This window comes from Methylobacterium guangdongense, assembly GCF_038442355.1.
Taxonomy (GTDB): domain Bacteria; phylum Pseudomonadota; class Alphaproteobacteria; order Rhizobiales; family Beijerinckiaceae; genus Methylobacterium; species Methylobacterium guangdongense.
This window is the reverse complement of record NZ_JBBXMX010000005.1, coordinates 284,001-298,124: the sequence shown is the minus strand read 5'-3', so window position 1 is coordinate 298,124 and position 14,124 is coordinate 284,001. Positions and strand designations below refer to the sequence as shown.

Sequence of the window (14,124 nt, the reverse complement as noted above, 5' to 3'; positions counted from 1 at the left end):
GGCGCTCTGGCTCTAGAAGGTCGAGCCGGGCGGGTCAACCCGATCCCGGCGGGCCGCCGCCACGCGGCGGCGCTCGACGTGCTTGGCGATGCGCAGATGGCGCGAGATCGCGTAGTTCATCGCCGTCAGGAAGCCGTAGGTGCCGCGTACGAAATGGCGGCGGCCGAGATACGCCTTCAGGAAATTGCCCGGCAGCTCGACGAAGACGCGCCAGTCCGGGATCGTCACCCCCCGGGCCTCCAGGTCGTCCGCCTGCTGGTCGGAATAGCGGTTGAGCTTGTCGAGCTGGTCGCCGAGCGAGCGCACCGAGAAATGGTGGATCACGCCCTTGAGCCGTCCCGCCGTCACCCCGGGCTCCAGCGCCACCCGGTCGTGGACCGGCGAAGCCGCGTAACGGCCCCGGTCCTTCCGGTAGAGCCGCACCGGTGTCAGCCTATAGGCGAGCGGGTGCGGGCGCGTCTCGCCCGGAAAGATCTCCGCGATGCCGATCCGCCAGGCCGGCCGGCGCGGCTCGCCCTGCGCGAACAGGGCGCGGATCTCCCGGGCGAGGGTTTCGGGCACCACCTCGTCGGCGTCGAGGTTCAGGAGCCAGACGTGGCGGCACTGCTCCTCGGCGAAGCGCTTCTGCGGCCCATAACCCGGCCACGGATTGTGGATCACCCGCGCGCCGAGCGATTCGGCCAGCGCCTGCGTGCCGTCGGTCGAGCCCGAATCGACCACCACGAGGTCGTCGGTCAGGGCGCGCACCGCCCGGATCGTCGCGCCGATCCGGTCCGCCTCGTTGTGGGCGATGAGGAAGATCGACAGGGGGAGGGGACCCGCGGCCCCCGCCGCAGACCGACCGGCCGGCGTCCCGCTCACGCCAGCCAGTCCGGCACCCGGTCGAGGGCGACGAGCGCCTCGACCGAAACGCGCGGACGCACGGTCGCCGCCCGGTCGCCCCGCACCAGAACCTCCGGCACCAGCGGCCGCGTGTTGTAGGTGCAGGCCTGGACCGCCCCGTAGGCGCCCGCGCTCATCACAGCGATCAGGTCGCCGGCCTTCACCGCGGGCATCTCGCGGTTGAGCGCGAGGTAGTCGCCGCTCTCGCAGACCGGGCCGACCACGTCGGCGACGAGGCGCGGCGTGTCGGGTCCGGGCTCGGCCACGGGGCGCAGGCCGTGATAGGCCTCGTAGAGCGTCGGGCGGATCAGGTCGTTCATCGCCCCGTCGACGATCACGAAGGTGCGCCCTTCGCTGTGCTTCACGTAGAGCACCCGGGTCACCAGGATCCCGGCATTGCCGGCGATCATCCGGCCGATCTCGAAAACCGGGCGCAGGCCGAGCGGCGCGAAATGCGGCCGCAGGGTCGCGGCCAGAGCCGCTGGGTCGGGGGGCGGGGCGTTGTCGTCGCGGTACGGGATGCCGAGGCCGCCGCCGAAATCGATGTGGCGCAGGGGATGGCCCGCCGCCATCAGCGCCCGGGCGAGACCGGCCAGCAGCCGCGCCGCATCCGCGAAGGGGGCGAGATCGGTGATCTGGCTGCCGATATGCATGTCGACGCCGTGCACCGCGAGCCCCGGCAGGGCGGCCGCCGCGGCATAGACGGCCGGCGCCCGGGTGATCGGGATGCCGAACTTGTTCTCGTACTTGCCGGTGGAGATCTTGGCATGGGTGCCGGCATCGACGTCCGGGTTCACCCGGATCGAGACCGGCGCCGTGCGGCCGAGGGCGGTCGCGGTCTCGGACAGGGCCGCGAGTTCCGGCTCGCTCTCCACGTTGAAGCAGAAGATGCCGGCGGTGAGCGCGGCCTCCATCTCGGCCCGGGTCTTTCCGACTCCGGAGAAGACGATCTTGCCCGGATCGACGCCGGCCGCCAGCGCCCGGTGCAGCTCGCCGCCCGAGACGATGTCCATCCCGGCGCCCTGGGCCGCCAGGGTGCGCAGCACCGCCTGGTTGGAATTCGCCTTCATGGCGAAGCACACCAGGGCGTCGTCCCCCGCGAAGGCCTCGGCGAAGACGCGGTAGTGCCGTTCCAGCGTGGCGCTGCTGTAGCAGTAGAACGGGGTGCCGACCTCCGCGGCGAGGTCCGTCAGGTCGACGTCCTCGGCGTGCAGCTGGCCATCGCGGTAGTGGAAATGGTGCATCTCGGCCGTGTCTCGTCTGGCGCCGGGCAGGGGGATGTTTCCCGTGAAACATCCGGACTCGGACGGCGGTCCGGAGTCCCGGCCCCCGCCTCCTACAACAGCGGATCCAGAATGAAAGGCTCCGTCGGCACGCGGTAGCCCCTCCGGGCGCCGCGGCTGGTCTGGACCGGCGCTTCGGTGCCCCCCGGCGGCACCGCCGCTGTCGACAGCTCGTCCCCGGCGCGGACCGCGGCGGGGTCCGGCTCCGGCGCACCGCCGCCGAGGCCGACCGAGACCGGCAGGGTCCGGCGGCCGTTGACCGTGTCGGAGCCCGCCTGCGGGGCGACGGCAGCCGGGGCGGAGGTCTGGGGCGGTTCCAGGGCGCCGCGCCGCCCGCAGGCGGAGAGCGCCAGGGCGGCCAGGCCGGCCGCGGCGAGGAGCTTCAGGGCGGGGTTCGACAGCATCGCGCGCGGGTCCGGCGGTCTCGGCACCGGCACGCGGGCGCCGGCGGAAGCCCGAGCTTAGCGGTTACGGCGCGCCGGCGCGAGCGCGCGGCCGCAACAGGGGCGACCGGCTGGCCTCAGCCGCGCCGGGCCTTGCTGTCCTGCGCGCCCTGCCGGCCCTTGGACGGGGCGTTCTGGCCCTGCTCGGCCTCGTAGGCATCGATCGCGCGGCGGCAATTCTCGCTGAGCTTCTTCCAGTTCTTCTGGAAGCAGGCATCGGTGGCCGGATCGTCGGGAGCCAGATTGCCGCAGTAGGTCAGGTAGTCGCCGGTGCAGTACTTCTTCAGGGTCTCGTTGCCGCGCTTCGACTGCTGCGCCGCGGCCGGCAGCGTCAGGGCAGTGGCCGCCGCGACGGCGAGGACGATTGGCTTCAGGCGCATGGGTATCCGTACCATCTTGGGAACTGGAGACGTGCAGAAGGCGTCCGCGCTGCGATGGGGCCTTTGCATGGTCGAAACAAGGCGAGTGGCGCAGGTTTCCGCCCGCGGTCGCGGTGGGATCGATCGGGTCCGGTCAGACGCGTTCCGGCTGCGCAGCCGGATAGGCCGCCCGCGGCAGGCGGCCCTGGCTCGTCACGGCATCGGCCACCTCGGCGATTCGCCGGCGCAGATCCGCGTTCTCCCGCTCGATGCCGGCCTGGCGATCCCCCTGCCGGTCGGCCAGCGTCAGCGCCAGGGCCTCCTCGGCCGCCTTGAGGCTCGCCCGCAGGTCGTCGCGCTCGGCCGCCACGGCTGCGGCATCCGGGTCGGTCACCCGGCTGCCCGCCTGCCGCAGGCTCAGGAGCGTGTCGAGGAGGTCGGCATGGGCCTCTTCGAGGGCCTGGAGCGTGGCGAGGCTCGCCGTGCCGTCCTCGCGGGCCAGGACGAGTTCGGTTTCCAGTTCCCGGGTCTTGGCCTGGACCTGGGCGATCTCGGCATCCCGGGCCGCGACGTCGCGGGTGAGCGCGGCGACCCGCATGGTCCCGGCCCCGAGCGCCGCCATCTCGGCTTGGCGCTTGGCCTCCGCGGTCTCGACCCGGCGCTCCAGGCGGCGCTGCTGGACGGCGGATTGCGCCCGCAGGAAATCGCGCTCGGCCGCGATCTCGGCCGGCGACAGGGGCAGGCGCGCCTCGGCCCGCCGCCGGGCCAGCCGGGCGGCGCGGGCGTTGAGGGCTGGCAGCAGCAGCAGGCCGCACAGGCTCGCCGCCAGGAAGCCCAGCGCGAAGATCATCACCGCTTCGATCACGAGGGAACAACCCGCGCCTTCGGCCGGACGACCCGGCCCGTCTTCACTCTAGCCCAGGTTGATCGGAAGGGTGAAATCCGATCGTCCCGCCGCGTCCTCAGAAGGGGTTCCAGGTCGGCTCCCGGGTGAACTTCAGATAGCCGACATTGATCCCCAACCGCGCGCCCACGCCGCTGCGGATCGGCACCACGATGATCCGGTCGTTGACCACCGCGGTCATGCCGAAGCCGCCGACGAGATAGGCCGAGCCGTCGACGCCGGCGAAGCGACGATACAGGTCGCGCACGTTCGGCAGGTTGTAGACGAGCATCATGGTGCGAGCCCCATCGCCGCCGACGTCGAAGCCGACCGACGGACCCTGCCAGTAGATGCGCCGCTGGCCGGCGTTGCGGGTGTAGAGCGTGCCCTCGCCGTAGCGGACGCCCGCCACAATGGCGCCGCCGCCCTCCTGGCCCAGGATGTAGCCGTTCGGCTCGCCCCAGCGCCGGCCCGCCTCCTCGACGGTCAGCGCGAGGCCGCGGGAGACCGAGCCGAAGAACCGGTGGCCCGATTCCACGATCTCGCCGGGGCGGAAGGTCTCGGGCGTGTCGCCATCCTCGCCACGCGCCAGGGCGATGCCCGGGATGCCGAAGGCGGTCCCGAGGGGGGCGCCGAGCGCCAGGGCGAGGCCCGTGCGCAGGAGGCGGCGCCGGTCGGGGCCGCGATCGTCTCGTGCCGTCATCGTTGTCTCCTCGCCCGGTTCGATTAACGGTTCGTGCGATGGATCTGTGTCGCTCGCGTCCCGCCGGGTCCGCGGTCCTGCGGGTGTCCGATCGGATGAGTCGGACCAGCTTCCGGGGGAATTCGCAAGATGTGGTTAACGCGTCCTGACCCCGCAGCCCGTGCCCCGCGCTATGCCTCGCGCTATGCCCCGCGCCGTGCCCGCGCCGCCGCCGTCTGCGCCGTCCTGATGCTGGCCCGGCCCGCGATGGGCGAGCCGATCGGGGCGCCGATCGCGTTGCTGACGCTCAACGGGTTCGATCCGGTCAGTTATTTCCTGCCGGGCGGGCCGCTGCCCGGGACGGGCCGGTTCGAGCTGACCTGGGGGGGACGGGTCTGGCGCTTCGCCGGCAGCGCCAACCGGGAGGCGTTCCGGGACGATCCGACCACCTACGCCCCGCGGTTGGGGGGCTACGATGCCGCCGGGATCCTGGAGGGCCGGCTGGTCGACGCCGATCCCCTGGTCTTCGCGGTGATCGGCGACCGGCTCTACCTGTTCCGGGATGCGGGGCGCCGCGCCCGGTTCCTGGCCGATCCCGGGCTCGCCGGGCAGGCCGAGTCCGCGTGGCCCGGTCTGCGCGACCAAGCGGACGTGCCGGTTACGGCACCGCGCTGAGCGTCGGCCGGCCGACGCTGGTGCCGCAGGTGGCGGGCAGCGTGAGGCGCGGAGCCAGGGACGGGTCGCCGAGCGCCGCGAACGGCCCGTTGCGGTGGTCGGGGCCGTGCTGCCCGTAGCGGATCGGGCCGCCCCCCGGCACCACCACGCAGCCCCCGGCGGCCTCCACGATATGGTCGCCGGCCGCCGTGTCCCATTCCATGGTCGGGCCGCAGCGGACGTAGAGATCGGCCTCGCCGGCCGCGATCAGGCCGAACTTGAGCGCGGAGCCGACCTGGCGCGTCTCCATCACGGGGAGGGCGGCGAGGCAGGTCTCGGTCTGGGCATCGCCATGCCGGCGGCTGCCGAGCGCCAGGAGGCCCGCCTCCGGCACGGACCGCGCGTGGACCGGACGCCCGGCGCCGGGGCGGCCCGCGGTCACGGGGGCCTCGACGGCCTTCGTCCCCGCCCACCAGACCCGTTCGAGGCCCGGCGCCGCCAGGGCCGCCGCCACCGGGCGCTCGCCCGCCACCAGGGCGATGTTGACCGAATAGTCCGGCGTTCCGGCCAGGAAGTCGCGGGTGCCGTCCAGGGGGTCGACCAGGAAGAAGGTGTCGGCCGGCGCCACCGTGGCGCCCTGCGCCCGCGCGGTGCGCTCCTCGGCCACGACCGCGATGCCGGGGAAGCGCTCGGCCAGCGCGGCGACGATCAGATCCTCGGCCTCGATGTCGGCGGCGCTCCAGGGGGTGCCGTCCGGCTTCAGGGCGTGGGGGCAGGGGGCCCGGTGATAGCGGCGCAAAATCTCGCCCGCCGCGCAGGCAATCTCGGCGAGCGCCGCGGCAATCCGCTCACGCTCAGGCCCCGAGATCGTCACCGCGCCCGTCATGGTCCCTCCCAAGGCTTCTTTGAATGCCCGAGCCGGCGCGCGATGTCGACGGTGCGCCGTACGAATCGGACAGCGACCGCACTCGTGCCTCCGATCCCCGGCGAAGGTCCGGTCCCGGTGCCGCCGCCGACCGGAGCGACAGCCATTGGCGTCCGCACGGAATGCGGCTCAAGGGCAGGCCGGCAGCCTCACCGACCGCCGGATCCGCGCCATCAGGGCCTGGCTCCGGCGCCGGTGGCGGCGCAGCTCCGCCGCGAGGCTGCGGGCGTCCGGCAGGCCCAGGGCCTTGGCGATCTGCCGGGCGGCCGTCTCGGACGGCGCCCCGGCGGGGTCGGCCATCACCAGCCGCTGCCATTGATAGACCGCGTCGAGGAACCCGTAGGTCTCGGCCAGCGCCTCGGCCGCCGCGTCCGGCAGCAGGCCCCGCGCCGCCGCCCCGCGGAAGATGGCCTCCGCGCCGAGCCCGATGCCGTCCGGCCAGTCGCAGGCGTGGCTCAGCACGATGGCCTGGGCCAGGAAGTCGAGGTCGAACAGGGCGCCGGGGGCGAGCTTCAGGTCGTAGGGGCCGGCATGGCCGCGCTCCCGGGCGACGAGCGCCCGCATCGCCCCCGCCTCGGCGCAGACCGTGGCCGGCGCGCGCGGTCGGGACAGAATCGCGGCGATCTCGGCCATGACGGCCGCCCCCAGGGTGGCGTCGCCCGCCACGATCCGGGCCCGGGCCAGGGCCATGTGCTCCCACGGCTCCGCCGCCTCGCGGTGATAGGTCGCAAAGCCGCTGACCTGTACGGCCGGCGGGCTGTGGCTGCCGTAGGGCCGCAGCCGCAGGTCGACCGCGTAGAGCCGGCCGCGCCGGGTCGCCGTGGTGAGCGCCGCGGTGAGGCGCTGCGCCAGACGGTTGTAGGCCACGACCGCATCGAGGGGGCGCCGCCCGTCGCTGGTCCGGTCCGCGGGATCGAAATCGTACAGGAACACGAGGTCAAGGTCGGAGTCGGCGCTGAGCTGGCGCGATCCCAGCCGTCCGAGCGCCAGGACGCAGCACCGCCCCTGCGGCACCGCGCCGTGATCCTGCGCGAAGCGGGCCGCCTCCGCCTCCAGGCTCAGCGCCACCGTGGCGTCGGCGACCACCGCGTAGGCCTCCCCGGCCTGCCGGGGCGTCAGGATGCCCGAGAGCAGGCGCGCGCCGGTCACGAAATTCATCTGCCGGGTGGCGTCCCGGCAGCGGTCCAGAAACTCCTCGTGGCTCGCCGGCTGGCTGACCAGGGCCCGGTACTGGGCGCGCACCGCGTCGGGATCGGGATTCGGCGCGACGAAATCCGGATCCAGCACCGTGTCGAGGACGTGCGGGCTCAGCCCCACCGTATCGGCAAGCCGCGGCGCCGTGCCCAGGATGTCGGCGAAGAGCAGGCGCAGGCGCTCGTGGGCGCGCAGGATCGCCAGCAGCTCCGCCACGGCCGGCATCCGCGCGAAGGCCCGGTCGAGGGCGAGCAGGGCCGCGTCCGGATCGGCGGTGCCGCCGAGCGCCCGCAGCAGGGCCGGCAGCATCTCGGCGAGGATCTCCCGGGCCCGGGCGGTGCGCAGGGCCGGGCGGCGGCCGCGGTGCCAGCCCTGCACGGTCTCCCAGGCGCGCTCCGGCTCGCGGAAGCCGAAGGCGGCGAGCCGCGCCAGGGTCTCGGGCTCCGGCGTCTCGCCCGCCCCGAACACGAGCCCCACCTCGGCGTCGGGGTCCTCCGCCTCGAACAGCAGGGCGTAATGGGCCTGGACCCGGCCGGCCTGGTGCAGGAACGCCGCCTCGAAGGCCGCGAGATCCGGGAAGCCCGCGAACAGGGCGAGCCCGGTCAGCGCCTCGGTGCCGGTCGGCAGGCGCTGAGTCTGCTCGTCGCGGACCATCTGGATGCGGTGCTCCAGGGTGCGCAGGAAGCCGTAGGCCTCGGTCAGCTCGTCCCGGGCGCGTCCGTCGATCCAGCCCGCCGCCGCCAAGCCGTCGAGCATCGCCACGGTGGAGCGACCCCGCAGGGCGGGCTTGCGGCCGCCGAAGACCAGTTGCTGCGTCTGGACGAAGAACTCGATCTCCCGGATGCCGCCGCGGCCGATCTTGATGTCGTGGCCGGCGACCGCGATGGTCTCGTGGCCGCGGACCATGTGGATCTGCCGCTTGAGGGCGTGGATCTCGGCGATCGCCGGAAAGTCGAAGTGCCGCCGCCAGATGAACGGCGCCAGTTCGGCCAGGAACGCCGCCCCGGCCGGGATGTCGCCCGCGACCGGCCGGGCCTTAATGAAGGCGGCGCGTTCCCAGTTCTGGCCCAGCGTCTGGTAGTAGTCGAAGGCGAAGCCCGTCGAGAGGGCGACCGCGGTGGAGCCCGGGTCCGGCCGCAACCGGTAGTCGATGCGGTGGACGTAGCCCTCCGGGGTCCGGTCCGACAGGAGCTTCACCAGCCCCTGTGCCAGCTTGACGAAGAACGGTTTCGGATCGCCCCCGGTCGCGGCCGAAGCGGCGGTCGTCTCGTAGAAGACCACGAGGTCGATATCGCTCGAATAGTTCAGCTCTTGGCCGCCGTGCTTGCCGAGCCCGAGGACGATCAGCCCCGATCCGGCCTGTGGCGCCTCCGGATCCGGCGGCCGGAAGCGGCCGGCCGCCATCCCCTGCCGCAGCAGCGCCTCGGTGGCCGCGCTCACCGACGCGTCGGCGAAGTCGGACAGCGCCCGGGTGACGGCCGCGACATCCCAGCAGCCGCCGAGGTCGGCGAGCGCCACGAGGAGCGCGTGCGTCTCCCGATTGACGCGCAGCTGCCGGCCGACCGCCGCGAGATCGGGATTGGCCCCGCAGGCCGCCCCGACCGCGCGCTGGCGGGCGATGATGTCCCGGCTCGCCGCGTCCGGCGGCTGGTCCAGCAGGGCGACGAGGCGCTCCGGCGCCCGCCGGCAGGTCTGCCAGAGGAACGGGGAATGGTCGGCGAGGCCCAGGAGCAGGTCGCGACAGGCGGGCGTCAGGAAGCCCGCGGCGAAGGCGGGCGCGATCTCGGCGAGCCGGGCCTCGGCGGTGTCCCGGTCCGCGACGCGGAGGCGGGGGTGGAGCGTGTCGCGCAGGGAAGCGGTCGGCATGGGGCGGGTTCAGGACGTTGGCGATCCGCCGCGGCCGGACCCGCGGACCATGGGCATGGGGCTAACCCGTAGGCCGACGACGCGTTTCATGCCGCACCCTCCCTGGCGCGGCCTCGAATCGCGTTGTCGAGTCGAGGCTTTGATCACCGATCCGTCAATCCCGGTAACGCTTTTCAAAGGCCGGCGTGGCGTTTATCCGTGCGGACCGGCCGTCGCCCCCGGTCCGGCCCGCCGCGCGCGCGGACTCCTCTGGGCGACGTGTACGCCGGATGCGGCGGCCGACGAACGGCCGCCCGTCGGGGCCCCGGCCCGCAGACGCCCGAACCAGATCCCCCCGGAGCGCACCATGTCGTCCCCGAACTCGCCGACCCTGACCCTCGACGGCCTCGATCTCGCGGCCCTGCTCTGCTCCCGCGTCTGCCACGACGTGATCAGCCCCGTCGGCGCAATCGTGAACGGGCTCGAAGTCCTGGAGGACGACCAGGACGAATCGATGCGCGTCTTCGCGCTGGAACTGATCGGCAAGAGCGCCCGGCAGGCCTCGGCGCGGCTGAAATTCGCCCGGATCGCCTTCGGGGCCGCGGGATCGGCCGGCGCCTCGATCGACCTCGCCGATGCCGAGGGTGTGGCCAAGGGGATGTTCTCCGACGACAAGACCAAGCTGACCTGGAGCGCCCCGCAGGCGCTGTTCCCCAAGAACAAGGTCAAGCTGCTGCTCAACCTCGTGATGATCGCCACGACCGCGATTCCGCGGGGCGGCGCCATCGATGCCGTCGTCTCCGGCGACGGCGAGGCGCCGACCTTCGTGCTGAAGGCCAAGGGCTCGCACGCCCGCATTCCCCCCCACGTGGAGGAGCTGATGGCTGGCAGCCCCGAGAGCGGCACGGTCGACGCCCACGGCATCCTGCCGTTCTACGCCGGCCTCGTGGCGCGGGCCGCCGCCATGGATGTTCGATTCGCCATTCAGGATGATGAAGTGACGATCACGGCCGCGCCGACAGTGATCGAAGCATCCGATGAGGCCTCCGGTGAGGGTTCAGACACCGCACAGGCGTGAAATTCTGAAAAACTCCGGCGCGGGGCGGGAACTGAAACGCTTCCCTAACCGCGCCTGAGTAAGTACGGTGCGCGAGACCTTCTCTCCGTAACGAGTAGCCCCTATGGACGACCTGCTTCGCGAGTTCCTGACTGAGAGCGGCGAGCATCTCGATACGGTCGATGCAGAGCTCGTCCGGTTCGAGCAGGATCCCAATAACGAGACGATCCTGCGGAACATCTTCCGTCTGGTTCACACGATCAAAGGAACATGCGGGTTTCTCGGTCTTCCGCGCCTCGAAGCCTTGGCGCATGCCGCCGAAACCTTGATGGGCCGATTCCGGGACGGGCTGCCCGCCACGTCCGCCTCGGTGACCCTGATCCTGCTGACCCTGGACCGGCTGAAGGAGATCCTGGCCGATCTGGAGGCGACCGGCACAGAGCCGGCGGGGTCGGATGACGACCTCATCTCCGCCCTGGAGCGCATGGCCGAGGGCTCGGCCGAGGCATCGGCTCCGCCGCCGCCGCCGCCCCCGCCGGAGCCGGTGCTGCCCGAGCCGGTGGCCCGCGAACTGAAGCCCGGCGAGGTCTCCCTCGACGATCTGGAGGCCGCCTTCCTGGCGGCGCCGGGGCCGGACGAATCGGATTTCGCGGCGCCTGCGCCCGTGGCGGCCGCTGCCCCTGTGGCCGCTCCCAAGGCGAGCGCGCCGAAGGCCGAGCCGGCGCCCGTCGAGGTTGCCGAGGCCGAGCCGGCGCGCGCCGAGAAGGCCGAGGGTGGCGGCGCCGAGGGCGAGACCACCGCGGCGGCCAAGAACAATCAGACCATCCGGGTGAGCGTCGACACGCTCGAGCACCTGATGACGATGGTGTCCGAGCTGGTGCTGACCCGCAACCAGCTCCTCGAGATCGCCCGCCGGCACGAGGATTCGAGCTACAAGGTCCCGCTGCAGCGCCTGTCCCACGTCACGGCCGAGCTGCAGGACGGCGTGATGAAGACGCGCATGCAGCCGATCGGCAATGCATGGCAGAAGCTGCCGCGCGTGGTCCGCGACCTCTCGGCGGAACTCGGCAAGCAGATCGACCTCGTGATGGTCGGTGCCGAGACCGAGCTCGACCGGCAGGTCCTTGAGGTCATCAAGGACCCGCTGACCCACATGGTCCGCAACTCGGCCGATCACGGCCTCGAATCGACCGCCGAGCGCGTGGCGGCGGGCAAGCCCGCCCGCGGCACGATCCGGCTCGCCGCCTACCACGAGGGCGGCACGATCACGATCGAGATCGCCGACGACGGCAAGGGCCTGAACCTCGCGGCGATCCGCCAGAAGGCGGTGCAGCGCGGGCTCGCCTCCCAGGCCGATGTCGACCGGATGACCGACGCGCAGGTCGCCAAGTTCATCTTCGACGCGGGCTTCTCCACGGCGGCGGCGGTCACCTCGGTGTCGGGTCGCGGCGTCGGCATGGACGTGGTCAAGACCAACATCGAGACCATCGGCGGCCTGATCGACATCGCCACCACGGCGGGTCGCGGGACGACCTTCACCATCAAGATCCCGCTCACGCTGGCCATCGTGGCGGCGCTGATCGTGCGGGCCGGCGAGCACCGCTTCGCCCTACCGCAGGTGGCGGTGCTGGAGCTGGTGCGGGTCGATGCGGGCGCGCAGCGGGTCGAGCGGATCAACGGCGCGCCGGTGCTGCGCCTGCGCGAGCGGCTGCTGCCGATCGTCTCGCTCACCGGCCTGCTCGGGCAGACCCCGGCCGGCAGCGACACGGAGCAGGCCGGCTTCGTGGTGGTCGCCCAGGTCGGGCGGGAGCGCTTCGGCATCCTCGTCGACGAGGTCTTCCACACGGAGGAAATCGTCGTGAAGCCGATGTCGGTGAAGCTGCGCCACATCCCGATGTTTGCCGGCAATACGATCCTGGGCGACGGCGCCGTGGTGCTGATCGTCGATCCGAACGGCGTCGCCCGGCAGGTGGCGCAGGGCGTCCAGGGCAGCGGCGGCCACGCCGATGCCGACGACGACGCGGCGAACGAGGTGGCCGATTCCAAGACCACGCTCCTGGTGTTCAAGGGCGGCCAGGGCAGCTTCAAGGCGGTGCCGCTCTCGCTGGTCACCCGCCTCGAGGAGATCGAGTGCGCGAAGGTCGAGTGGCTCGGCGGCCGTGCGCTGATCCAGTACCGCGGGCGCCTGATGCCGCTGGTGCCGGCCGATCCGGGCATCGCCATCAAGTCGGAGGGGACCCAGGCCCTGGTGGTGTTCTCGGACGGCGAGCGCGCCATGGGCCTCGTGGTCGACGAGATCGTCGATATCGTCGAGGAGCGCCTCGACATCGAGATCGCGGCCGACCGTTCGGACCTGATCGGCTCGGCGGTGCTGCGGGGCCGGGCGACCGACATCATCAACATCGCCCACTTCCTGCCGCTGGCCTACGACGACTGGGCGCGCGGCCTGAAGCGGCCCGAGCAGCTCTCCACGATCCTGCTGGTCGACGACTCGGCCTTCTTCCGCGACATGCTGACCCCGGTGCTGAAGGCGGCGGGCTATCACGTGGTCACGGCGGCGAGTGCGGAGGCGGCGCTCGACATGCTCCAGTCCGATCCGGCGATCGAGGTGGTGGTCACCGACCTCGAGATGCCGGGCCGCAGCGGCTTCGACCTCGTGGCGGCGATGCGCCGGGGCGAGGCGCGGCTCGCCGCGCTCCCGGTGATCGGCCTCACCGGGGCGATCGGCGCCGACGCGGTGGAGCGGGCCCGGACCCTGGCGATCGCCGATCTCGTGGCGAAGTTCGATCGGGCCGGCCTGATCTCCGCCCTGGCCGAGATCGGCGCCGAGACGGTCTCGAAGGCGGCCTGATCCCGGCGCCGCCCGTCCCACCGCGATCGAAACGCACACGTCGATCGAAACGATCGAGACGATCATCCGGAGAGTTCCGATGCAGGCTGCCAATGCCAACGCCACCGGCGCGCCAGCGAGTGGCGCCACCACCAACGGCGTCGAGACCGGTGCCACCGACGATTTCGTGACGGTCTTCGTCGGCGAGACCCTGTTCGGGCTCGCGATCGAGCGGGTCCACGACGTGTTCGTGCCCTCGGGCGTGACGCCGGTGCCGCTCGCGCCGGCCGAGATCGTCGGCCTGCTGAACCTGCGCGGCCGCGTGGTCACCGCCATGAGCCTGCGCCGGCGCCTCGGCCTGCCCGACGCGGCGGACGAGGCGGACGGCTCGAAGGCCTCGCCGAAGATGGCGATCGGCCTGGAGCAGGCGGGCGAGACTTTCGCCCTCGTGGTGGACGGCGTCGGCGAGGTGCTGAAGCTCGGTGCCGACAGCCGGGAGGCGGTGCCGATCAACCTCGATCCGCGCTTCCGCAACCTCGCCACCTGCGTCCACCGGCTCGACGGGCGCCTGTTGGTGATCCTCGACGTGGATGCGCTCCTCGGCTTCACGCCTGCCGGCGCCAAGGCGGCTTGAGGGAGAGGGCCATGAAGGCGCCGCACGAGACCAACTGCCTGGTCGTGGACGATTCCGCGGTGATCCGGAAGGTCGCCCGCCGGATCATCGAGGATCTCGGCATGAACGTCAGCGAGGCCGAGGACGGCAACGCCGCGCTGGAAGCCTGCGCGGCGCACATGCCGGACGCGATCCTGCTCGATTGGAACATGCCGAACATGGACGGCTACGCCTTCCTGCAGGCCCTGCGCCGGAGCGAGGGGGGCGAGGTGCCCAAGGTCCTGTTCTGCACCACCGAGAACGATATCGGCGCCATCGCCCGGGCGCTGCGGGCGGGGGCGGACGAGTACATCATGAAGCCCTTCGACCGCGACATCCTGACCGCCAAGCTCGAGCAAGTCGGCCTCGTGGCCGACGCGGCCTGATCCTTTCGACCACCGCACCCGTTTCCGCATCCGCGGCCCCGTATCCGAG

The 14,124-nt window shown here is 72.4% G+C and carries 13 protein-coding genes; 5 read left to right on the top strand and 8 right to left on the bottom strand.

Annotated features, from left to right (window positions below; translation table 11 throughout):
- Positions 1-12: 12 nt before the first annotated feature.
- The 6 genes from AAHG09_RS13340 to AAHG09_RS13315 all read right to left on the bottom strand — a co-directional run bounded on the left by AAHG09_RS13340 (position 13) and on the right by AAHG09_RS13315 (position 4,553).
- A complete protein-coding gene (locus AAHG09_RS13340; RefSeq protein ID WP_342107766.1) occupies positions 13-861 on the bottom strand; it encodes a glycosyltransferase family 2 protein in 849 nt (282 codons plus the stop codon).
- On the bottom strand, positions 858-2,126 hold the full coding sequence (gene lysA / locus AAHG09_RS13335; protein ID WP_342107764.1) for a diaminopimelate decarboxylase: 1,269 nt from the start codon (positions 2,124-2,126) through the stop codon (positions 858-860). The genes AAHG09_RS13340 and lysA overlap by 4 nt, the downstream gene beginning before the upstream one ends.
- 92 nt (positions 2,127-2,218) lie before the next feature.
- Positions 2,219-2,569, bottom strand: coding sequence for an LPS translocon maturation chaperone LptM (lptM, locus tag AAHG09_RS13330; protein WP_342107762.1), 351 nt, complete (start codon positions 2,567-2,569; stop codon positions 2,219-2,221).
- 116 nt (positions 2,570-2,685) lie between these two features.
- Complete coding sequence (locus AAHG09_RS13325; RefSeq protein ID WP_342107761.1) at positions 2,686-2,988, bottom strand: 3',5'-cyclic-nucleotide phosphodiesterase; 303 nt, start codon at positions 2,986-2,988, stop codon at positions 2,686-2,688.
- Positions 2,989-3,121: 133 nt separating this feature from the next.
- Positions 3,122-3,817, bottom strand: coding sequence for a hypothetical protein (locus AAHG09_RS13320; protein WP_342107760.1), 696 nt, complete (start codon positions 3,815-3,817; stop codon positions 3,122-3,124).
- 112 nt (positions 3,818-3,929) lie between these two features.
- On the bottom strand, positions 3,930-4,553 hold the full coding sequence (locus AAHG09_RS13315; RefSeq protein WP_342107759.1) for a DUF1134 domain-containing protein: 624 nt from the start codon (positions 4,551-4,553) through the stop codon (positions 3,930-3,932).
- A gap of 129 nt (positions 4,554-4,682) precedes the next feature.
- Between AAHG09_RS13315 and AAHG09_RS13310 the strand changes: the two genes are divergently transcribed.
- Positions 4,683-5,207: a YHS domain-containing (seleno)protein gene (locus AAHG09_RS13310; RefSeq protein WP_342107757.1), complete on the top strand. Its 525-nt coding sequence runs from the start codon at positions 4,683-4,685 to the stop codon at positions 5,205-5,207.
- Here the strand turns inward: AAHG09_RS13310 and AAHG09_RS13305 are convergent.
- Positions 5,191-6,072 (bottom strand): 3'(2'),5'-bisphosphate nucleotidase CysQ family protein, encoded by an 882-nt coding sequence (locus AAHG09_RS13305; RefSeq protein WP_342107755.1) that lies wholly within the window; start codon positions 6,070-6,072, stop codon positions 5,191-5,193. The genes AAHG09_RS13310 and AAHG09_RS13305 overlap by 17 nt on opposite strands.
- A gap of 168 nt (positions 6,073-6,240) precedes the next feature.
- Positions 6,241-9,171, bottom strand: a complete 2,931-nt coding sequence (locus tag AAHG09_RS13300) for a bifunctional [glutamine synthetase] adenylyltransferase/[glutamine synthetase]-adenylyl-L-tyrosine phosphorylase (protein ID WP_342107753.1) — start codon at positions 9,169-9,171, stop codon at positions 6,241-6,243.
- Positions 9,172-9,517: 346 nt separating this feature from the next.
- Between AAHG09_RS13300 and chpT the strand changes: the two genes are divergently transcribed.
- From chpT to AAHG09_RS13280, 4 genes are all read left to right on the top strand, one after another.
- Positions 9,518-10,228 (top strand): histidine phosphotransferase ChpT, encoded by a 711-nt coding sequence (gene chpT, locus AAHG09_RS13295; protein WP_342107751.1) that lies wholly within the window; start codon positions 9,518-9,520, stop codon positions 10,226-10,228.
- A gap of 103 nt (positions 10,229-10,331) precedes the next feature.
- On the top strand, positions 10,332-13,058 hold the full coding sequence (locus AAHG09_RS13290) for a hybrid sensor histidine kinase/response regulator (protein WP_342107750.1): 2,727 nt from the start codon (positions 10,332-10,334) through the stop codon (positions 13,056-13,058).
- A 79-nt stretch (positions 13,059-13,137) separates the two neighbouring features.
- Positions 13,138-13,671, top strand: coding sequence for a chemotaxis protein CheW (locus AAHG09_RS13285; RefSeq protein WP_342107749.1), 534 nt, complete (start codon positions 13,138-13,140; stop codon positions 13,669-13,671).
- Positions 13,672-13,682: 11 nt separating this feature from the next.
- Positions 13,683-14,075 carry a response regulator gene (locus AAHG09_RS13280; RefSeq protein ID WP_244042511.1) on the top strand — a complete coding sequence of 131 codons (393 nt, stop codon included), beginning with the start codon at positions 13,683-13,685 and terminating at the stop codon, positions 14,073-14,075.
- Positions 14,076-14,124 lie beyond the last annotated feature (49 nt).